16 protein-coding genes are annotated in these 19,924 nt (G+C 40.5%); 6 read left to right on the forward strand and 10 right to left on the reverse strand.

Annotation, left to right across the window (positions count from 1 at the left end):
- Positions 1 to 31 precede the first annotated feature (31 nt).
- From IQ276_RS17885 to IQ276_RS17905, 5 genes are all read right to left on the reverse strand, one after another.
- A complete protein-coding gene (locus IQ276_RS17885) occupies positions 32 to 1,045 on the reverse strand; it encodes an HPr kinase/phosphorylase (RefSeq protein ID WP_193913958.1) in 1,014 nt (337 codons plus the stop codon).
- A 257-nt stretch (positions 1,046 to 1,302) separates the two neighbouring features.
- Complete coding sequence (locus IQ276_RS17890) at positions 1,303 to 1,461, reverse strand: hypothetical protein (protein WP_193913956.1); 159 nt, start codon at positions 1,459 to 1,461, stop codon at positions 1,303 to 1,305.
- 179 nt (positions 1,462 to 1,640) lie between these two features.
- Positions 1,641 to 1,802 (reverse strand): hypothetical protein, encoded by a 162-nt coding sequence (locus IQ276_RS17895; RefSeq protein ID WP_193913954.1) that lies wholly within the window; start codon positions 1,800 to 1,802, stop codon positions 1,641 to 1,643.
- 181 nt (positions 1,803 to 1,983) lie between these two features.
- The gene (locus IQ276_RS17900; protein ID WP_235115754.1) at positions 1,984 to 2,133 is read right to left on the reverse strand and encodes a hypothetical protein; all 150 of its coding nucleotides are present in this window, start codon (positions 2,131 to 2,133) and stop codon (positions 1,984 to 1,986) included.
- A gap of 182 nt (positions 2,134 to 2,315) precedes the next feature.
- Positions 2,316 to 2,474, reverse strand: a complete 159-nt coding sequence (locus IQ276_RS17905; protein WP_193913952.1) for a hypothetical protein — start codon at positions 2,472 to 2,474, stop codon at positions 2,316 to 2,318.
- A 453-nt stretch (positions 2,475 to 2,927) separates the two neighbouring features.
- On the opposite strand from IQ276_RS17905, the gene IQ276_RS17910 reads away from it, so the two are divergent.
- On the forward strand, positions 2,928 to 4,157 hold the full coding sequence (locus tag IQ276_RS17910; RefSeq protein WP_193913950.1) for a glycosyltransferase family 4 protein: 1,230 nt from the start codon (positions 2,928 to 2,930) through the stop codon (positions 4,155 to 4,157).
- 58 nt (positions 4,158 to 4,215) lie between these two features.
- On the opposite strand, the gene IQ276_RS17915 is transcribed toward IQ276_RS17910, so the two are convergent.
- The 3 genes from IQ276_RS17915 to IQ276_RS17925 form a co-directional block, all read right to left on the reverse strand.
- Entirely contained in the window at positions 4,216 to 5,397 is a 1,182-nt protein-coding gene (locus IQ276_RS17915; RefSeq protein WP_193913948.1) for a glycosyltransferase family 4 protein, read from the reverse strand.
- Positions 5,398 to 5,418: 21 nt separating this feature from the next.
- A complete protein-coding gene (locus IQ276_RS17920; RefSeq protein ID WP_099067599.1) occupies positions 5,419 to 5,709 on the reverse strand; it encodes a PqqD family protein in 291 nt (96 codons plus the stop codon).
- A 315-nt stretch (positions 5,710 to 6,024) separates the two neighbouring features.
- Positions 6,025 to 8,178 (reverse strand): FAD/NAD(P)-binding protein, encoded by a 2,154-nt coding sequence (locus IQ276_RS17925; protein WP_193913946.1) that lies wholly within the window; start codon positions 8,176 to 8,178, stop codon positions 6,025 to 6,027.
- Positions 8,179 to 8,509: 331 nt separating this feature from the next.
- Here IQ276_RS17925 and IQ276_RS17930 point away from each other — a divergent pair, with 331 nt between their 5' ends.
- Positions 8,510 to 8,749 (forward strand): hypothetical protein, encoded by a 240-nt coding sequence (locus tag IQ276_RS17930; RefSeq protein ID WP_235115755.1) that lies wholly within the window; start codon positions 8,510 to 8,512, stop codon positions 8,747 to 8,749.
- A gap of 19 nt (positions 8,750 to 8,768) precedes the next feature.
- Here IQ276_RS17930 and IQ276_RS17935 read toward each other — a convergent pair whose 3' ends face one another.
- Positions 8,769 to 10,136, reverse strand: a complete 1,368-nt coding sequence (locus IQ276_RS17935) for a cytochrome P450 (protein WP_193913944.1) — start codon at positions 10,134 to 10,136, stop codon at positions 8,769 to 8,771.
- A 410-nt stretch (positions 10,137 to 10,546) separates the two neighbouring features.
- On the opposite strand from IQ276_RS17935, the gene IQ276_RS17940 reads away from it, so the two are divergent.
- On the forward strand, positions 10,547 to 11,890 hold the full coding sequence (locus tag IQ276_RS17940) for a glutamate-cysteine ligase family protein (protein WP_235115756.1): 1,344 nt from the start codon (positions 10,547 to 10,549) through the stop codon (positions 11,888 to 11,890).
- A gap of 226 nt (positions 11,891 to 12,116) precedes the next feature.
- Positions 12,117 to 13,289: a homospermidine biosynthesis protein gene (locus tag IQ276_RS17945; protein ID WP_193913940.1), complete on the forward strand. Its 1,173-nt coding sequence runs from the start codon at positions 12,117 to 12,119 to the stop codon at positions 13,287 to 13,289.
- 149 nt (positions 13,290 to 13,438) lie between these two features.
- On the opposite strand, the gene IQ276_RS17950 is transcribed toward IQ276_RS17945, so the two are convergent.
- Entirely contained in the window at positions 13,439 to 15,787 is a 2,349-nt protein-coding gene (locus IQ276_RS17950; protein WP_193924797.1) for an adenylate/guanylate cyclase domain-containing protein, read from the reverse strand.
- A 773-nt stretch (positions 15,788 to 16,560) separates the two neighbouring features.
- On the opposite strand from IQ276_RS17950, the gene IQ276_RS17955 reads away from it, so the two are divergent.
- Positions 16,561 to 17,904, forward strand: coding sequence for a P-loop NTPase fold protein (locus tag IQ276_RS17955; protein ID WP_193923545.1), 1,344 nt, complete (start codon positions 16,561 to 16,563; stop codon positions 17,902 to 17,904).
- Positions 17,855 to 19,912: a tetratricopeptide repeat protein gene (locus IQ276_RS17960; RefSeq protein WP_235115757.1), complete on the forward strand. Its 2,058-nt coding sequence runs from the start codon at positions 17,855 to 17,857 to the stop codon at positions 19,910 to 19,912. The genes IQ276_RS17955 and IQ276_RS17960 overlap by 50 nt, the downstream gene beginning before the upstream one ends.
- The last annotated feature ends 12 nt before the right edge of the window (positions 19,913 to 19,924 follow it).

Below are 19,924 nucleotides of genomic sequence, written 5' to 3' on the forward strand. Positions count from 1 at the left end.
ATATAGGCAGATATTCAAATTACTGGTGTTGCTAAACCAAAGTATGAATCAGGCGTAAGTTTTCTAAAATAACATCATAAATTTGCCCCAAACTCCCCAAATTATCAGGAAGTAATAACTCCCGCACAGGAACAGTCTTTGCCAATTGACCTAATTCTTGAAACTCCTGTCTACACTGTTGAGAAGTGAGGAAAGCACGCCCATAGGAATTGAACATTAGATGCTTCATTGCTTCAGGTAGAGAAAGAGAATTAATTATAGGTGCTGTGAGGTTTTGGTCACGTTTTCCTAATATGTACACAGCAAGTAGTGGCAAAGCTTGGGATTGAAACTGCCACTGTTCTCTATCTTTTATTTGCAAATCTATAAAGCGTTTATCTAGACTAGTTGATACTAGTGATAACTCTTCTATTGAGCCGTGAATGGCATTTACAGAATTAGGCCACAGGCGTAGACGAGGATAAGCAGATTGTACCCAAAACCTTCTTTCATCAGGAATAAGTGCGGCAATATCATCTGCCAATACGGAGAATCCACGGCTAGCCAACGCTGCTGCTGTGGTTGATTTACCTGCGCCTGATTGTCCTAAAATGGCGATCGCGCTACCATCAACCGCAACCACACTGGCATGAAGACAAGTCACTCCCCGCAGCCGTAACAGATGACCGAGTACACAACCCAGCAGCAAAGATACCGCATCCGTAAATAGTGCATCTCTAGACCAAAAACCCCAAACTTGACTACCATCAGGATTCAAAATGAATTCCAAGCAATCAACCCCATCAAAAGACCTTATCCTCCAGTAAGTGCCGTCATCCCGATGCGCTGTCCACAGGTGGAAGCCTGTTTGTTGATACCACTCAAGCGGCACATTCCAAAAAGCTTGTTCGAGTAACGGCATTTGACTCTGCTGTTCACCAACTAGGTGAATAGCAACATCTATCGGTGCAGAACTGTTAACAGTAACTAACCCTGGGAGCAGTCGATTAATAGATAGTTTGAGTCCATAAAATTGATAGCAATAATCATCATTTTCAATCGACATTTGCATTTATATTTATTTTTATCTGCAAACTCAGGAGTTTCATAACCCCGACTTTTTGAAAAAGTTGGGGTTCTTTTGGAAAGGACAAACTTACACACTTTATTTTCACAAAATGCTAAGGAAAAAGGTAGGTAAAAAATCCCTTTTAGTCTAGATTTCTAGGCACTTTTTTCTACCTAATAAACTAGCTTTACCTTCCCATTATTTATATGACAGAAATTCAAATTTACTGTCATTATGTTTTTTATACTGCTTGCTTAAGGAAGACCAGTAATGGGGGGGGAAGTTATAAAAACAATAGTAGTAGTACCAAAACCACCACTACCACCCACTTGTTGTGTCAAACCAGATATTTTACCGTGAGCTTTCAATTCTGGTTCAGAATAGTTTTTTTTCTTGTTTTCAGATTGTGACATTTGAAGAATCCTTACGTATGTAAACAATAGCCTCATAAGAGGGCAAGTAGAAAGGTGTATTTAATCTAGATTTATTAGGCAATTTTATTGACCTAATAAATCCTTCCTACTTGTTAACTCTACCCTGCCATCATTTATATGACAGCGAGTGAAGTTGAGCTTTTCGTATTTTTTTCTACTTAATTATCAGGAATACCCGCAGTGGTAGTACCTATGGGGAATCCGGTTGTAGTACCAAAACCACCACTACCACCCACTTGTTGTGTCAAACCAGATATTTTACCGTGAGCTTTCAATTCAGGTTCAGAATAGTTTTTTTTCGTGTTTTCAGATTGTGACATTTGATCAATCCTTATGAGTGTACAGAATAGGCTTGTAGGAAGGGAAGTAGAAAGGTGTATTTAGGCTAGATTTATTGGGCAATTTTATTTCCTTAATAAATTCTTCCTACTTGTTAACTCGATCTTCCCAGACTTGATGTGACAGCGAGTCAATTCAGTAATTAAGGGATTTTTTATACTACTAAGGAGCAGCGACAGTGGCTGCGGGGAATCCGGTTGTAGTACCAAAACCACCGCTACCACCCACTTGTTGTGTCAAACCAGATATTTTACCGTGAGCTTTCAATTCAGGTTCAGAATAGTTTTTTTTCGTGTTTTCAGATTGTGACATTTGATCAATCCTTATGTGTGTAAACAATAGCCTCATAAGAGGGCAAGTATAAAGGTGTATTTAGTCTAGATTTATTAGGTCAATAAAATTGCCTAATAAATTCTTCCTATTTGCTAACTCTACCCTGCCATCATTTATATGACAGCGAGTGAAGTTGAGCTTTTCATGTTTTTTCTACTTAACTATTCAGGAGGAAGTACAGTAGTAGTGGCTACAGGGAAGCCGGTTGTAGTATCAAAACCACCGCTACCACCCACTTGTTGTGTCAAACCAGATATTTTACCGTGAGCTTTCAATTCTGGTTCAGAATAGTTTTTTTTCGTGTTTTCAGATTGTGACATTTGATGAATCCTTATTTTTTTGTTTTACTTATTTGGAGTTGTCAGACTATAAAATAGTACCATGACCAAATTTAATTTACATAAAAATTGTTAAATTTATTAGTACTCTGTAGCGTAAATTCGTTAGGGTGCAAATGACAAGATTAACTTGACTACTCATGCCCTGTGGAAGATCAAACAACCTTGCAGCTTGCTAAAGGGTTCTTCTTCTAAAAATTGATAAATCAGTGATAGGGTTTTATTAAAATATTGAGTTAGTAAGTAAGACGGTGGGAATAAATCCAACTATATTACGAAACGTAAATAGGCTTAAAACTCTTACTAATGAACAATGACAAAGAACAAATGACAGCCCACACTAGTTAGCTTTAATTGCATAGCTTTCAGCTTTGAGGATGTACCTCATAGCCGCCGGAAGTGCTGTAAGTTATAGTCCACCAAAAGTAAAGACGCATGAAAATTGCTTTTATTAGCTACGAATATCCACCCGATACAGCATATGGAGGTATTGCTACATATGTATATCAGGCAGCTAGAGTTCTACAACAAAGAGGTCATCAAGTTGAGGTATTTGCAGGTAGTACGGTACGTACTACAACCGAAACTGAAAACGAGATACTAGTCCATCGAATTAATGAACGCGATCTGACAAACTTTGTAAAGCGAGTTGGTCAACTTTTTGTCGAAAGGCACTCATTAGTCAAGTTTGATGTGGTCGAAGGCACTGATTATAATGCTGAGGCACGAGAAGCTGTTCGCCTTGTTCCAGAAATCCCACTTGTAGTTAAGTTACATACGCCATGTTTCTTGGCAAGTAAGATAAGTGAAGAAAAGCCGTCATTGTTACGTGAAGCACATAAATATATGGAAGCCTTACGTGGTAAAAGTATTAAACCCAGATGGAAATATAATTTTAAAGATGATATTGAATATATCCATGCTCTAAATGCAGATGAAATTGTCGCCCCTTCTCAAGCAATAGCTGATGAGTTGATCAAGGCTTGGAAATTAAATCGTAACAAGATATCTCTTGTACCCAACCTATATGTTCCATCAAGGGAGCTTTTAGAGATTCCTGTTGAGAATCAGACTAATGTAGTAACTTTTATTGGCAGACTTGAAAACCGAAAAGGTATTCTTGATCTTGCTCAAGCAATACCGATTGTATTGAAGCAGCACCCCGAAGTAAGCTTTCGATTCATTGGCAGAACATCTTCTTCACCTAACCCTAATTTACATATGCGGCAGTATCTTGAAGGTATGTTGCAACCTTATAAAAATTCACTTGAGTTCATAGGTTTCGTACCATTTGAAAAAATCCCATCTTATTTAAGAAGCACTGAAGTGTGCGTGTTTCCTAGTTTATGGGACAACTTTCCGTTCGTCTGTCTGGAGGCTATGGCTGCTGCGCGTGGAATAGTCGGAAGTAGTTCCGGAGGAATGGCCGAGCAACTCAATCATGGTGAATGTGGAAGGCTCGTTCCCCCTTATAACCCTAATCAAATTGCTAAAGCAGTGGTTGAATTACTACGCAACCCATCTTTGCGAATGGAGTTAGGTGAGGCTGCACGTAAACGAGTACTGAACGAGTACAACATAGAGCGGATTGGTCTACTACAAGAAAATAGCTACGCTCGCGCAATTAAGAGAAGAGAAGCTATGGGATCTCGTTTTTATAACTGAACAATAGAGTGATTTTAATAGAAATTCACTTCATTTATCAAATTTAGTGATGCAAAATTTAGGCAGAGACTACCTTAGTAGTAGATGCTAAATTTTCATATAGCTGAAACAGCCGCTTTTGTAAAATGGCCTCATCATACTGCTCGACAATAACTTGCCGTGCTTGTGCAAGATGTGCTTCTCGCTCTTGGGGAGGTTGATTGACAACTTTAATCATTGCCTCTGCTAGAGCATCTGGGTTCTGAGGTTCTACCAAAGTACAAAATTCTTCAATAAAAGTGCCTCGATAAGCTAACAAATCACAGGTAATAACTGGGCGTTCACAGGCAACTGCTTCAATTAGTGTCGAAGGAAAGGCATCACTGACGGGATAATTGATGATCACATCTGCTAAGTTGTAGCCTGTAGGCATGAAATTATAAGGTAGGCCGGGCATCCAGCGCAGATTATCTAATAACCCAAGTTCTTCTGCTTTGTTGCGGATGCTTTCGTAAATAACTACTGCTTCTTCCCCGCCGGCACGCCCTAGCTTTGAAAAGACGAGTACCGTCGGTTTGGTGAATTGAGGAAAAGCCTGTGCATAGGCTGTAAATATCTGCTCATGGTTATATACTTTAGACCAACCACGGGGCGAAAGCAGAATTGTGGCTTCTTCATCAATCTTCAATACTTCCCGTCGCCATTTTGGTAAATCTTTTGTGACTCCAGAGCGAAAATGTTTAGGGTTTGTCCCTAGAGGGATTAATTCTACCCTTTGTTCAGGGTTCAACAGTGCTTTGGATTTTTCTATCAAACTAGGTGTCTCTACAATCAGCACACCAGTGTTCTGAAACACTTGGCTAACCCTATCGCTATGCTTGCTTAGTTCCCTTTCTGGTTGTAGCAAATGATTTAAAAAGCCCCAAGCAGAGACGACAAGAGGGCTTAGATTCGCCAGGACACAACACTGGGCGTGCCAACCAATGGCGTGGACATGGATAATATCAGGCTGGAATTCGTCTGCAAGTTTACGTAACGGCTCCGCCATTTCCTCGGCCATCTGATCTTCGTATGGGTAGGTGTTGGTAAACTCCTCTAGATACTTTCGCCAAACAGTGGGGAAATAGCGATAATTTTTGGGAGTTTCAGTTTCATAAGGGTCTACATCTCCTAGTAGCCAAACTTCATAACCTGCTTTGACTACCCAATCTAAGGGTCTTGTCAAGGCAACGCCCCCAGCACCAATCATCAGTACACGCATGATTTGATTTTTTGCTTCAAGTTAAGAATCAGTAATTTCCACTAGTCCAGCCTTAACCAATTTATCAATAAACTTGAGCAAGTCTTGTTTTAACTTCTCTGGCTCGACATCATACTCTTTTAGCAAGGTGTCGTAAGCTGTCTGGATAGAATCTGACTCAGTTAGCACAAAGAATATTTTTGTACCAACTTCGTTTTGACTAAAATATTCTTCAGTTTGCAGATTCAATAAAACTGATTCCCCTGCTAAGTCTTGAGTCAGAACATTTGCAGATAAGGATACTTTTTTATTTAAGACTATTTGTGTTGTCATTCGTTACAAGAGGTCATGATTGTAGTTGATTATAAGTTTTTTTTGGCATTTTGTAGGGTTTTTCAAGACTTTGATTTCACTCTTAATCTGATTGAGTTCTCCTTTCAAAGCCTGAATTTCAGACCAATGATTTTGGAGAAGCCAAGCGGTAGGGGCACAGCAATGCTGTGCCCCTACGACAGATGTGGTTCAAATACATCAAAAATGCTGTAATTATTGGATTAGTATATCCTACAGCGATCGCCTTAATGAACGCATCGTATAAGTGTCCTATTTTGGACTAGGATCAATGACCTATATAACTATTAATTATTGTTAGATTTGATAGTCCAGTGCAAGTAAAACTCTGCCACATTGTTGATTTGCGGGTACAGCTTCCAATATTTTTTTCGGTTGGGGTAGGTTGAGGTTGTTCATTTGTTCAATGAACTGATTGCGGCTGTGTCCAGCAAACCGGGGATTCCAGCGCTTTTCTTCGCCAATGGTGGATACTGTCTGCCCTTGGTAGTCGTGACCGGGATATACTAAGGTGTCTTCTGGTAATGTGAATAGTTTTTGAGTAACGGCATCATATAATGCCCCGGCGTCGCCGTTTTGGAAGTCGGTACGACCGCAACCTCGGATGAATAAGGCATCTCCAGTTAACAGATGAGTGTCGTTGACTAAGTATGCCAAATGGCTGTTAGTATGACCAGGAGTAGCGATCGCTCGAATTTGCACACTCCCCAATTGCAAGATGTTACCATCGCCAATGTACTGGTCTGCAAAGATAGCCGCTGAATTCTCAGGCACAACACCTAAACAACCTGTTAGTGACCTGAGTCTGTCTATGCCAGTGATGTGGTCGGCATGGATGTGAGTTTCTAGACAATAGCGCAGAGTCAAATCCAATTGTCGCAAAACTTTTAAATCGCGTTCAACTTGTTCCAATACAGAATCAACTAGGATGGCTGTTTTAGTTTCTGGGTCAGCAATCAAGTAAGTATAAGTACTCGTCTCTTTATCGAACAGTTGACGAAATAGCATAACAGGTTTCCTCAACGTGAATGATAGATTTCCTTCCACAGCAGTAGCATGATAATTAAGGTATTTCAGTAACTCCTGCGCCAAACTTGCTGCTTGCACCCGAATTTCTGGAACAGCGGTGGTTTCCCAAAGATTACCTTTGCGTGGCGTCCCTAAGGTGTACAGCATTTGAGATGCTTTGCCATCTGCATCTATCAAGGCACCATTTGGGGCTGTGTCGATTCCCATTGACAAGGTGTTGAAATGAATCAAACGTTGTTCTTGCAGGCTAGCCACCAATGGGTGTTGCAATCTGCGGTAATCACAATTTGCGCCGGTGCAGTTTATAATTCGGTTGACTTGCAAAAGAATATCTTTGTGTGTCCCACGTTGGGAGATTTTCACATCTACGCCATTTTCCAACTGCTGGCAGCTTTGAATTCGACCTGCGTAATGGATGAGTTGACCAGATTCCATTGCAGTATCGAGTACTTGGGCAATTTCTTCGGCAATGCGATGACGGTGAACTTCCCAATAAGCTTTCACATGACGCAAAAATCGCTTCTGTTCTAGCAATGATAGTGTTTGCCACAGCTGTTGAATAACTGGGCGAATGGCATCGATTACTCCACGCCAATCTTGCCCTTGACTAAGTGCCGATCGCAGTTCTTGACGTACTATATGTAGTAGTCCTCGCGCAGTTTTGGGTGCAGTTTCCACATCAATAAATGCTGGATAAGGCATTGTTGATTTGTGGCGACAAGGCATTAATCCGTGACGCGAGACAGCATGGATTTTTCCCTGGAAACCTTCCTGGCGTAAGGCAACTACGGTATCCGCCATCGTTAAACCAGTGCCCACCAAGAGAATAGCATCCTCTGGATTTAAGTTAGCGATCGCACTACTCGACCAAGCATCTTTGACATATTGTTTGTTTAAACTCGCAATTGGTTTAGGCAGAATTGCCGGGAAATTCCCCAAAGCTAACACAGCCTTTTGCACATCCAAACACTGACCACTGCTGAGGTATATGATTGTGCTAGAGGATTTTGTTTCAATGGCGATCGCTTCATCTACAATTCTTTCTAACTGCACATTTGCCGATGCATTATCCTGTGCTGCTTTTAAAGTCGCCTGCACATAATCGCCATAAACCCGACGTGGAACGAAGGTAGATGCAGTTACCTGTTCATGTCCGTTGCTGTGCAGCCAGTTGAGAAAGTGATTTGGTTCATCCGCAAATGCACTCATCTTGCCAGCCGGCACATTCAGCAAATGACAATCCACCGGTGTACCGTAAGCAACTCCTCTTCCCACTTCAGAATTCCGTTCAATTAATTTGATAGTTAATGGCCTAGTTGCGTTGCGTAAAAGATTAGCTGCAACCAAAGAACCGCTAAAACCACCACCAATAATGGCAATAGTAACTGGAGAAACTGTTTGGTTAAAAATACTGTTATTCATAAGACGTATAAGTTGAACTTGCCACTTTCTACACAATTAATTTACGCTAGTTCAACTGAAAATTATGCCTTTTGAAACCTGTGAAATGGATGAATTGGCAAAAATAACCACATAGGCACATGAAAAAGGGGGAATTTAATTTCAGTGTCCAATTTCTGAAATTTAGAGAATGGCGATCGCAATATTAGACAACCTGTAATCCTGATTTAATAAGGTTTTGGAACTATTTGTCTAAAATTTCTCTGTCTTTTGCATCCAAATCCGATGCAGATACCGTGGTTTTTAATTAACCCCAAAAAGTCCTTGAAAAACCCAGAATTTTACCCCGATCATGTCAAAATTTTATGACACTACTGTTATCCCACCACAACTACACCTAATTTTTGGCATTGCACAAACAAACAAGAAAATTTATGCATTAACTCCTCATTCTCTCTGCACCTCTGCGCCTCTGCGTGAGATAAATCATCCTTTTTTTAACGAACCGCCTTCTCTTCGAGAGGCTTCCGCCAACGCGCAGCGTCTCGTAGAGAAGAACACCAAGGGCGCAGAGAGAAGAAAAAACAAGTAATCTTTTAGCAAGAAAGCACTTAAATTACACTCTGAGTCGTAAGGGGTGTACTTTGCTTCAGCGTTACTTTCACCCCAGATGCTGGGCGTAACGTAATGGAAGCTTGGGGAACAATTGGATGATCTGGCACAAGATTTAATTCAAATTTTTGGGCGATGGTTGCTAATAATAAAACCGCTTCCATTAAAGCAAAACTCTTACCAATACAAATTCGCGGCCCGTCACCAAAGGGAAAGTAAACTCCTCTAGGCAGATTTTTCTCTAAATTATTAGCCCAACGTTCTGGTTTAAATACTTCTGGGTCTTCAAAGTAGCGAGGATTGCGATGCATTACCCACTGGCTCATAATAATCATACAACCTTCTGGCAGTTGATAACCATCAATTTCACAATCTTGGGTAGCTTTCCGTGCCATGTTATACACAGGAGGAAATACTCGCATTGTCTCCTTGATAACCATATCTGTGTAGCGCAAGTTTGGTAGATCTGCAATTGTAGGAGAACGCTCTCCTAAAACTTGTTGTAATTCTGTTAATAATTGAGTACGTACTTCCGGATACTGAGATAAAAGTATCCATGCTCCCGTTAAAGTATTGGATGTAGTTTCATGTCCTGCTAACATTAAAGTTGCGATTTCATCTCGCAATTGGCGATCGCTCATTTGACTGCCATCTTCTTCATCCCTAGCTGCCATTAACATTGAGAGTAAATCTCCGGGATTTTCACCACTAGCACGCCGTTGATTTATCATCTCATAAATAGTTTTATCCATCTGCTTGATAGCATTTCTGTAGCGAATATTCTCAGGTCTAGGGAACCATTCCAAAAAGATAAAATTTTGCTGGCGTTTACTTTCAAACCAATCTGATGTTACATCTAATGCATGGGCAACATCTTGTGCTTGTCCTTCGCTGAGGTCGCGGTTAAATATTGTTTTCATGACAATATTTAATGTCAAGCGCATCATGTCTCGGTGAACATCACGAGTTTCGCCATCTTGCCAAGTATCCAGCATTTGTTCAGTGTAGGCAACCATAATATCCCCATAGGTAGCAATGCGCTTCTGGTGGAATACAGGTTGTATCAAGCGTCGCTGGCGAAACCAAGAATCTCCTTCGCTAGTGAGAAGTCCTTCACCCAATAAAGTTTTGAGGGCATGTAAAGAACGACTTTTAACAAATAATTTTGTGTCTTTAAGTACTTGCTCAATATAGTTAGGATTAGTTAACAAACAAGCTGGTGTCAATCCCAAACGTATAGGTACAATATCACCATATTCATTAGCGCACTTCGTTAAAAACCCCAAAGGATCGCGGCCAAAATCAAGCAGACTACCCACAATAGAATTTCCTTCTGGGCCGGGTAATTCAAAGATATCTTGAGTCATGTAGATTTCTCGCCTCGCTGGGTAAGTCCTAACTCAAATCTTGAAAAACCTGCGATGTCTTAACTTCTATCGAAGGGAAGAAGCTTTTTGGAGTAGAGATAATTGTAGGGAACATGGCTGTGCCCCTACCTGTGTACTTCATTCACCAAAAATACGCTGTATGTCGCGGTTCCTTCCCCTATTCCCCACTTTCTACTCGCTATTTTCAAAACAAAAAAAATGCGATCGCACCCCCACAAACTCATCGCCTTGAAATTATTTTGTTGCAAAAATACATAAAAATAAAGGTTTGAGATTATTCACTATATTCCAGTAGCATATCTATGTCGGGAATTTAATAATCTCCAATGCTGCCGCAAAATTGCGGTGAATCGATAATTCTACCAATTTAACTAAGAGAGACTTGAGAAATGGATGTACTAAAACGTCGCATTGGTCTTGAGCAAGAGTTTTTTCTCGTAAATGAGACTGGTGAAATCAGTAATCGTGCAGATGAATTTTTGCAGGCTTGTCATTCAGTCGCAGAAGCACAAGGAGTGAACCCACAGTACTTTGTGCCAGAGTTCGTCAAGAATATGGTGGAGATTAATACCGCGCCGGCGTATACTGCCACAGACCTAGCAAAAGAATATCTGAGAAATTTGAAACTAGCGATCGCAGTAGCACAACAGATGAATTTAAGGCTTTATCCTCTGTCTAGCTACCCCTTACATATCATGCCAGTCATGCGCGACCAACTCAATTACCATATCCAAGCGCGGACTGTCGGCTACGATAAATTTTTGCACGCTGGTAAATGTACTGGTACACACATACATCTGGAAGTACCGCCGGGAGTCATTGATTCTCGTGTAGTAGTGTCTTACAATTCAAATGCGGCAGAGCGAGAAGAACTGCTAAATATTTATAATTTAGCTACAGCCTTCGACTCAGCATTGATTTGCTTAACGCGATCGTGTCCATTTTATGAAGGACGAGCGATCGGACTAGCTATGCACACGATTCGTTATCGTGGTAGCGAAACCTTTGACTGGGAAGGAGTTTACACCCATTTGCAGCCTGTCGGCGGACTGATGCCTTATGCTGACAGTGTTGAAAGTTTAGTTGAACAGCAATTCGCTCGCTACTATGCTTGGTTGCAAGCAATGGACAAAGCCAAAGTTGAGCGTCATCTTTTTAAAGAAGCGGGAGGAAGCTTACTCAAATCAGCTTGGAACCCAGTCCGACTTAACAAACTTGGCACTGTAGAAATCAGATGTATAGATAGCAACTTTCCCTCAGTAATAATTTCCGTAATCGCGATTTTAGAAAAAGCTGCTCGCCGCGTGAGAACAGAACAACTAAAAGTCATACCAAATAAAGAAGTTTATACATTCCAACTAAGTGGAAATTACCTTTGGGTACCAGATTTTGAGTATTTAAATGGCAAATTACTGTATGCTGCTGCTACAGAGGGAATCAAGCATCCAAAAGTCAAAGCTTACATAGATTCTGTGTTAGAGTTTGCCATTACAGAAGGCGGCGAAGGAGCAAAGTATTTAACAAAACTCAGAGCAGAACTGGAGCAATATCAAAGTATCGAAGCGGAAATTCTCCAAAAATTTACCCCTGCAACTGCGGAACTCTCACGAGAACAAGGCTTGCGTTTAGTGCGGGAGTGCTGCGACAAATTAGAAGCGCAGGTGTCATCCTTAGACGGTGAACATCCTTTAACAGCATTAGATGAACTCACAGTTACGAGCAATGAGTCTTAATACAGCAGAATTCAGAATTCAGAATTACGATAGGTTCTATTTATTCTGAATCCTCATTCACCACCTCTAAGTATTTTTGCAGCACCGACTAAGCTGAATCTTTCATTAGACCTCTTGCATAAATCAAAAATAATTCTAATTAGTATAATTTTTAACTCTCAACTCCCAACCCAGCACTTTGCTATAACATTAGATTCGGGCGTGTTTACTGTTCAGGAGTGCCAAAATGTCTAAACAGCTGGGTCAAAAAATCGCACCCACACCTATATCTAATGATATTAATGTGGTGGATTTGATTGATAAATACTTCACCGCCTACAACTCAGCACGTTTGCGGGAAATCTGCCAACTACTGAGTCGTGATGTGCTGACGGAAGGTGTCACTGTGGGAGTTAGCCTTTCCGGTGCTATGACGCCGGCAGGATTTGGGGTTTCAGCGCTTGCACCCTTAATTCGCAACGGCTTTATTGACTGGATGATTAGCACTGGTGCAAATCTTTACCATGATATGCATTACGGTTTGGGTTTTGAACTGTTTGCTGGTAATCCGTTTTTGGATGATGTGAAACTGCGTCAACAAGGCACCATCCGGATTTATGACATTATCTTTGGCTACGATGTGCTGTTGGAAACCGATGCTTTTATCCGCAAAATTCTGCAAGCAGAACCTTTCCAAAAACGCATGGGAACCGCTGAGTTTCACTATTTATTAGGTAAATATGTCCGCGAAGTAGAAAAGCAATTGGGTGTGGAGAATTCTTGCTTACTGGCTACCGCTTATGAATATGGCGTACCCATTTATACGTCTTCCCCTGGAGATAGTTCCATTGGGATGAACGTAGCAGCTTTGGCATTGGAAGGTTCACAATTAATATTAGACCCTTCAATTGATGTCAATGAGACAGCAGCGATCGCTTACAATGCTCGTGAATCTGAAGGTAAAAGTGCCGCTGTCATTCTTGGTGGTGGCAGTCCAAAAAACTTTTTGCTACAAACACAACCGCAAATTCACGAAGTCTTAGGACTAGAAGAACGCGGACATGATTACTTTGTCCAATTTACCGATGCTCGTCCAGATACAGGTGGTTTGTCTGGGGCAACCCCATCGGAAGCCGTCAGTTGGGGTAAGATTGACCCAGAGGAATTACCTAACACTATTGTTTGTTACACAGATAGCACGATCGCCTTACCACTAGTAACAGCATACGTCCTCAATAAGTGTCAACCTCGTCCCCTAAAACGTTTGTATGACAGACGCGAAGCCATTTTAGAAAAACTGCAAACAGATTATTTAGCAGCCAAAAACCAACCATCAGATCGAGTTCCAGCAGCTGTGGCTGAAAATCCTTCACAGCCAACAGCGACTTATCCTTGTGGTAGGTTGATTCCGAATACGTAGGGAGTGGGGAGTGGGGAGTAGGGGGGCAGGGGAGGCAGGGGAGGCAGGGGGGCAGGGGCAGGGGAGCAGGGGAGCAGAGGAGAGTTCAATGTGCCTTGTTCTTTCCCCTCTGCCCCTCTGCCCCTCTGCCTCTTCCAATGCCCCATGCCCTATGCCCTATGCCCAATTAACCAATAAGTCGTCATTTTCCCTTTGCCTTTAACTTCGATTTCGCCCCGCTTTTCAAACAAAAATTCATTACACAAGGATTTATAAGTATTTTCTGTCACCTGGATTTTACCAGCAATGCCTTGAGACTCCATGCGGCTGGCGATGTTTACCGTGTCTCCCCAGAGGTCATAAGTAAACTTTTTCAGCCCAATAACTCCGGCAACTACGGAACCGCTATGAATACCGATGCGGATGCTAAAATTTTGGTTGTTCTCAGCGTTAAATAAAGCGATCGCTGTCTGCATATCCAGTGCCATAAGGGCAATGGCTTGAGCATGATCTGGGCGTCCTGTGGGTAAGCCGCCGACTACCATATAAGCATCGCCAATGGTTTTGATTTTTTCTAAATTATGTTGTTCGGTGAGGCGATCGAAAGCTGAAAAAATCGGGTTGAGTAGGTTTACTAGTTGAATCGCACTCATGGAAGCCGCGATTTGGCTGAAGCCAACGATATCTGCAAATAAAACTGTGACATCAGCAAAATCTTCGGTGATGCTGGCTGGTTGTTCTTTCAAGCGTTTGGAAATTGCTGCCGGCAAAATATTCAGCAACAAACGTTCGGTTTGTTCCTGTTGATGGCGCAGTGCTTTTTCTGCCGCTAATCGCTGGGTAATGTTGCGAAAAATTCCATGAGTAGCAACTGGATGACCTTCAAGAAATTTACCGTTAATGTTACCTTCTAAAAAAATTGTCTCACGGTTTTTGGTAATGAATCCGGCTTTGATTTGCTCCTGCTTTTCTCCGGAAAGCACGCGATAAAACTTTTGCCAACAGTATTGTCTAAACTCTGGATGTATAATATCAAAAACATTCAAAGAAGCAATTTCAGCTTCGCTATATCCCAAAGTTTCTCGCCATGCGCGATTGACATACAAAAAACGACCGTAGGCATTAACGGCTTGAATCAAATCGTTAGCATTTTCAAATAAATCTCGATATCGTTGTTCGCTTTCGACAAGAGCGATTTCTGCTTGTTTGCGTTTGATAAACTGGGCGATTTGGCTACCAATAGAACTTACCATTTCCAATAGGTCTGGATCTTTTGGTTGGATGTCTCGGCTAAAGAAAACCATCACCCCTAAGATTTCATTATCGTCTAAAATGGGGAAACCAAAAGCTGCGTGCAATCCAGCTTCAGCAGCAGATTGCGATCGCCTTTTGTCTCCATCTTGTGTGATATCCTGAGTCCACAGGGGCGATCGTCCGATCCAAATTTCACCAGGTAACCCAATACCAGGAGTATATGTAGTTTGCCAGGTAACTGCTTTAAACTCTCTGGCAGAAACTACTCGACTTGACCAAATTTCCACACACCTTAATACTGCATTGATACTGTGTCTTTTTACTGAAGTACCGATATATTGACTTGGTGTCCAAAGTTCGCCTAAATCCCATCCCAGATTTTGACAAATCGACTGCAAAATTTGGGGAATTACCTGTTTGATACTCTGGGATTCTGATAAAATGCGGGTGATAGCATACTGGGTATTTGTACGTTGTTCCCGGTGCTGCCGAGCAGTGATATCCCGACCAATGTAAACAATATCTTCTGAGCCTTCTGTTGCTTTGGGAATCACCGAACAAGAAAAAGCAATCAAGCGTTTTTCTCGAGTTTTAGTTCTACAGACTACCTCTAAATTTTGAAAATTTTGTTTAGTAGCAAAATGCTGGTAAATTGCTTTTATTACTACTCGATCGTCAATTATCAATGATATAGGTTGATTAATTAATTCTTCTTCAGTAAAACCAAATAATTCTTCAGCAGCATGATTGATTTTGATGATTTTTCCCAAGTTACTAGTTACCAAAAAAGCATCTGCCATTGAAGTTATTACTTGATCCATGTAACTTTTACAAGTTATTAAAGCACTAGATAGTAGATTCGCTTCATTAGCTTGCTGTGCTAACTGTTGTTTTAAAACAATTTTGTCGGTAACATCCTCAATCAGTAGGATTAATCTATTTTCAAATTTTTCATGTTGTTCAGCAACAATATATATATCTATGTATACATGAGATTTCTGGTTTGAACCTCGTTTAATCCCTTGTAATTCAAACAGTTCTTGCTTTCCGTACAAAATAGCTTTTAAAATATCTTCAAGTCCGATCAGTTCAGGAAAGCTTAGCCGGATATCTTTACCCCGTGTCACCTCCTCAGGGCGATGTGCAAACCGTTCTACTTGGTCGGATGTATCTATAATGTAAAAATTATCATCCAGTTCCAAGCGTTCAAATTTATGTGGGAAAGAAGGTTTATTAAAAATCCGGTCTAATACTTGGTCTTTCATTGTGGTGTGGGAGCAGGCTTGAGATTTATCTTTTAAAGGAACATCGAAAAACGAGATTTCAAGGGATAAGAAGAAAAAATTTCAAATTATTTATCTAACAGTATCACTTTGCCGATAACTCAGAAGTCAGCAATAATAATTAGTAATGTAGCACTACTGATGGATAATTCTCTAAGCTATTGTTTCAAATATTTCATCGATATACAAGCCTGTTGGGGCAGAATTTGTAGAACTTGTTAATACTCAGTTTTTTTACTGACATTAATATTATTTTATTAAATATCAGATTTTTATGCTTTAACTCATTGTAGTTGAGTAAAAACGAGGAACAGCAAGCTTTTGATTTAGTCGATCGCAATTAAGTAAGTCACCTTAAATAAACTTAACATTTATATTATATTTCTTTTAGGGGATTGACAAAAAAATATAAATGTGAATTTTCTATAGGAGATTATATTTATACTAAGCTGCGTTCAAACAGAATATTCTTACTCCCTACTCCCGATCCAAGTTAGGGACTTCCAAATAAAAAAATAATCAATCCCTTGGGTGAGCAGGGGGAGCAGGGGAGGCAGGGGAGGCAGGGGGAGAAGAAATTGCATACTAGTGTTGGATGCAGGAATTGATTAATTTAATTCTTGGATGTCCCTTACTATCTTTGACTGCAACTGAGTAATTTAAAAAGTAAAGTTTTATTCAGATGTAAAGTAGCACAGCGATCGCCTAAAATTTAAAATTGAGAAAGTCGTATCTATAAACTTAGTCAAAATCCAATGAATCATCAGCGTGCCAATACTCTCAGAGACGCATTTCAAGTTTGTAATGTTGAACCCCTAGAGGGTGCAGATATGGATCGATACTATGTTGATTTATCAGCAGTACGCAAAACTTCAGCAATTGAACAAGTTAGTCAAATTTTAGACTTTCAAGAACCCGCCGATTTCCGCACAATTTTGTTTACCGGACATCGTGGCTGTGGCAAAAGTACAGAGTTAAAACGCATTCAGAAGCAATGGGAAGAACAATATCACGTAATTTATTTAGAAGTTAACGAAGAAACAGATATTAATGATGCTAATTATACAGATTTATATTTAATTGTTATCAAACGAGTAGAATTTGAGTTGCGTAAATTAGGTTTAAAATTTGATTCTCAACTTTTAGAAAACTTTGAATCTTGGTTTAAGGATATTACCAAAGAAACCGAAGAAAGTGTAGAAAAATCTGTCAGTATTCAGGGAGAAGCAACTCTGAAACCAGAAGCTCCATTTATTGCTAAATTGATGGTCAAATTACTGGCACAAATTAAAGGTTCTGATAAGCAAAAAACTACTATTCGCCAAACTTTAGAAAAAGACTTATCACGTCTCAAAGCAGATATTAATCTTTTATTAGGAGATGCCTACGTTAAACTCAGAGAAAAATTTCCTCAATATAAAGGTTTATTGATTATTTTTGACAACATGGATCGTGTACCACCAACCATTGCAGAACATTTATTTTTTGATTATGCGGCTCAGTTACAAGAATTAGATTGCACGATAATTTATACAGTACCAATTTCTGTACTTTGTTCTCCGAAAAACCCACTCAATCAGTTTAATGGTAATCCTCATATTGTCCCAATGGTGAATATTTATGAATTGGAACGCGATCGCTGCCATTTAAACTACAATCAAACGGGACTAGAAGCAGTTGCCAGCGTCATTGAAAAGCGGGTAGATATTGATGCTGTGTTTGAATCTCGCCAGCAATTGCTAGATTTAGCCAAAGCCAGTGGAGGACATGTCCGCCAATTAATGCAGATGATACAGACTGCTTGCCTAACTGCTAGCACTCGCAAACGTCCCAAAATAATTGCCGAAGATATTATTTATGCTGTGAAACAACAGCAATTTAATTTTGAAAGATTTATTCCTGAAGAACATTATGCGTTTTTAGCCCAAGTGTGCATCACCAAGAATGTCAGCAAAGATGATATTGGTCAGTTAATGCTGTTTAACACTTCAGTTTTGGAATACAACGGCGATAAACGATGGAATTACCCGAATCCAGTGGTGAAACAAAATGAATTCTTCCAGAAAGCCATCGAATCCGCACTCGCAGGGCAACCTTAGTTCAGAAATCGGGGCGTTTATTGCGCTTAATCAAGAGGTATTTGCTGAATTACTTACCTTCGTAGACTTTGCAGAAAAGTTTAAGATTGGTTTTGTAGAAATTAATTTTCCTCCAGATGCAGAAATATTAGTTGAGGCGCTAAAGACAAATCCTGAATGTCGAAATATTCAGTTTGTGACTCTGAACTTTTCTGATCAAAATTTGCGATTTCTTAGGGATGAAATTGTCCAAATATTGCCCACTATTGAGATAGAACCTAACAAAAAATTAGTCTTGATTGTACAAGGTTTAGAAAAGTCTATTGGCGTTTATGGAGACTATCCGCCAGTTTTACAAGACCTCAACTTTGTGCGAGATGCTTATAAAAGAACTGTTCCTCATCCCATTTTGTTTATTCTGCCAGATTATGCTCTGACTCGGTTAGCCAAATTTGCTCCTGATTTTTGGGCTTGGCAATCGGGGATGTTTCGGTTTCAAACACCTCAAGTTACCAAAGATCATGCTATTCATGAGACTCAAAATACTGACAGAATTATAGACAGATTAGAACCTCCAGAAAAGCAAGAGCGGATCGATTTATTACACCGCCTGCTAATGGAATATAAACCTACTGGGCATCATCCAACAGGAGAAAACCTCCGCAACTGTAGTAATATTTTGCATCAGCTAGGAGTCGCGTATCTAAGTAAGAGAGAACCTATCAAAGCTAGAGAATATTTAGAAGAAGCCAAAAAAATAGCTAAAGACTTTCCAGATTCTACCTTTTATGCTGAAGTACTCAACACATTAGGAGATTCTTATTCTCAGCAAAGACAATTTGATACAGCAATTAATTATTATCAAAAATCTTTAAGTATTTCACAGCAACTTCAGAATCCTCGCGGCGAAATTGCTGCTTTGTTTAAACTGGGGAATGCTTATCTAGACTTGAGACAATTTACACAGGCGACAACTTTCTATCAACAGTGTCTAGAAATTGAACAACAAATAGGCGATCGCTATTCCCAAGCTAGCAGCTACCACCAGTTGGGAATAGTTGCCCAAGAATTGCGGCAATTTGAGGAGGCGAGGCGCAATTATCAACAAGCTTTGGCTATCAAAACCGAATTTGGCGATCGCTATTCTTGTGCTAGCAGCTACCACGGGTTGGGAATAGTTGCCCAAAATTTACGGGAATTTGAGGAGGCGCGGCGCAATTACCAACAAGCTTTGGCTATCGATATCGAATTTGGCAATCGCTATTCTTCTGCTAGCACCTATCACCAGTTGGGATATGTTGCCCAAGAATTGCGAGAATTTGAGGAAGCGCAGCGCAATTACCAACAAGCTTTGGCTATTTCTACTGAATTTGGTGATCGCTATAACCAAGCCAAAATATACCACAACTTGGGAATGGTTGCCCAAGATTTAGGGGAATTTGAGGAAGCGCGGCGCAATTACCAACAAGCTTTGGCTATTAAAATCGAATTTGGCGATCGCTATTCTTCTGCCAGCACTTACCACCAGTTGGGAAGAGTTGCCCAAGATTTGCAGGAATTTGAGGAAGCGCGGCGCAATTACCAACAAGCTTTGGCTATCTTCATCGAATATGGCGATCGCTATTCCCAACCTGGCACCTATCACCAGTTGGGAAGAGTTGCCCAAGAATTGCGAGAATTTGAGGAGGCGCGGCGCAATTACCAACAAGCTTTGGCTATCTTCATCGAATATGGCGATCGCTATTCCCAAGCACTTACCTACCACAATTTGGGAGTAGTTGCCCAAGAATTACGTGAATTTGAGGAGGCGCGGCGCAATTACCAACAAGCTTTGGCTATTAAAATCGAATTTGGCGATCGCTATTCCCAAGCACTTACCTACCACGCTTTAGGAACGCTTGCAAAAGCAGAAGAAAACTATGCAGAGGCGAGGGTTAATTTGGAGAAAGCGTTGGAGATATATGTTGAGTATAAGGATGAATATTGGGGAGCGATCGCACGGGAGGCGTTAGAGAGATTACCTGATTGATGGCAAGGGCGA

Origin of the sequence: Desmonostoc muscorum LEGE 12446 (genome assembly GCF_015207005.2) — a bacterium.
Classification (GTDB): Bacteria; Cyanobacteriota; Cyanobacteriia; order Cyanobacteriales; family Nostocaceae; genus Nostoc; species Nostoc muscorum.

What these genes read in the sequence shown, in the direction of transcription:
- IQ276_RS17885 (WP_193913958.1), bottom strand. Translation starts at nt 1,045, where the DNA reads ATGTCGATTGAAAATGATGATTATTGCTATCAATTTTATGGACTCAAA.
- IQ276_RS17890 (WP_193913956.1), bottom strand. Translation starts at nt 1,461, where the DNA reads ATGTCACAATCTGAAAACAAGAAAAAAAACTATTCTGAACCAGAATTG.
- IQ276_RS17895 (WP_193913954.1), bottom strand. Translation starts at nt 1,802, where the DNA reads ATGTCACAATCTGAAAACACGAAAAAAAACTATTCTGAACCTGAATTG.
- IQ276_RS17900 (WP_235115754.1), bottom strand. Translation starts at nt 2,133, where the DNA reads ATGTCACAATCTGAAAACACGAAAAAAAACTATTCTGAACCTGAATTG.
- IQ276_RS17905 (WP_193913952.1), bottom strand. Translation starts at nt 2,474, where the DNA reads ATGTCACAATCTGAAAACACGAAAAAAAACTATTCTGAACCAGAATTG.
- IQ276_RS17910 (WP_193913950.1), top strand. Translation starts at nt 2,928, where the DNA reads ATGAAAATTGCTTTTATTAGCTACGAATATCCACCCGATACAGCATAT.
- IQ276_RS17915 (WP_193913948.1), bottom strand. Translation starts at nt 5,397, where the DNA reads ATGCGTGTACTGATGATTGGTGCTGGGGGCGTTGCCTTGACAAGACCC.
- IQ276_RS17920 (WP_099067599.1), bottom strand. Translation starts at nt 5,709, where the DNA reads ATGACAACACAAATAGTCTTAAATAAAAAAGTATCCTTATCTGCAAAT.
- IQ276_RS17925 (WP_193913946.1), bottom strand. Translation starts at nt 8,178, where the DNA reads ATGAATAACAGTATTTTTAACCAAACAGTTTCTCCAGTTACTATTGCC.
- IQ276_RS17930 (WP_235115755.1), top strand. Translation starts at nt 8,510, where the DNA reads ATGTCAAAATTTTATGACACTACTGTTATCCCACCACAACTACACCTA.
- IQ276_RS17935 (WP_193913944.1), bottom strand. Translation starts at nt 10,136, where the DNA reads ATGACTCAAGATATCTTTGAATTACCCGGCCCAGAAGGAAATTCTATT.
- IQ276_RS17940 (WP_235115756.1), top strand. Translation starts at nt 10,547, where the DNA reads ATGGATGTACTAAAACGTCGCATTGGTCTTGAGCAAGAGTTTTTTCTC.
- IQ276_RS17945 (WP_193913940.1), top strand. Translation starts at nt 12,117, where the DNA reads ATGTCTAAACAGCTGGGTCAAAAAATCGCACCCACACCTATATCTAAT.
- IQ276_RS17950 (WP_193924797.1), bottom strand. Translation starts at nt 15,787, where the DNA reads ATGAAAGACCAAGTATTAGACCGGATTTTTAATAAACCTTCTTTCCCA.
- IQ276_RS17955 (WP_193923545.1), top strand. Translation starts at nt 16,561, where the DNA reads ATGAATCATCAGCGTGCCAATACTCTCAGAGACGCATTTCAAGTTTGT.
- IQ276_RS17960 (WP_235115757.1), top strand. Translation starts at nt 17,855, where the DNA reads ATGAATTCTTCCAGAAAGCCATCGAATCCGCACTCGCAGGGCAACCTT.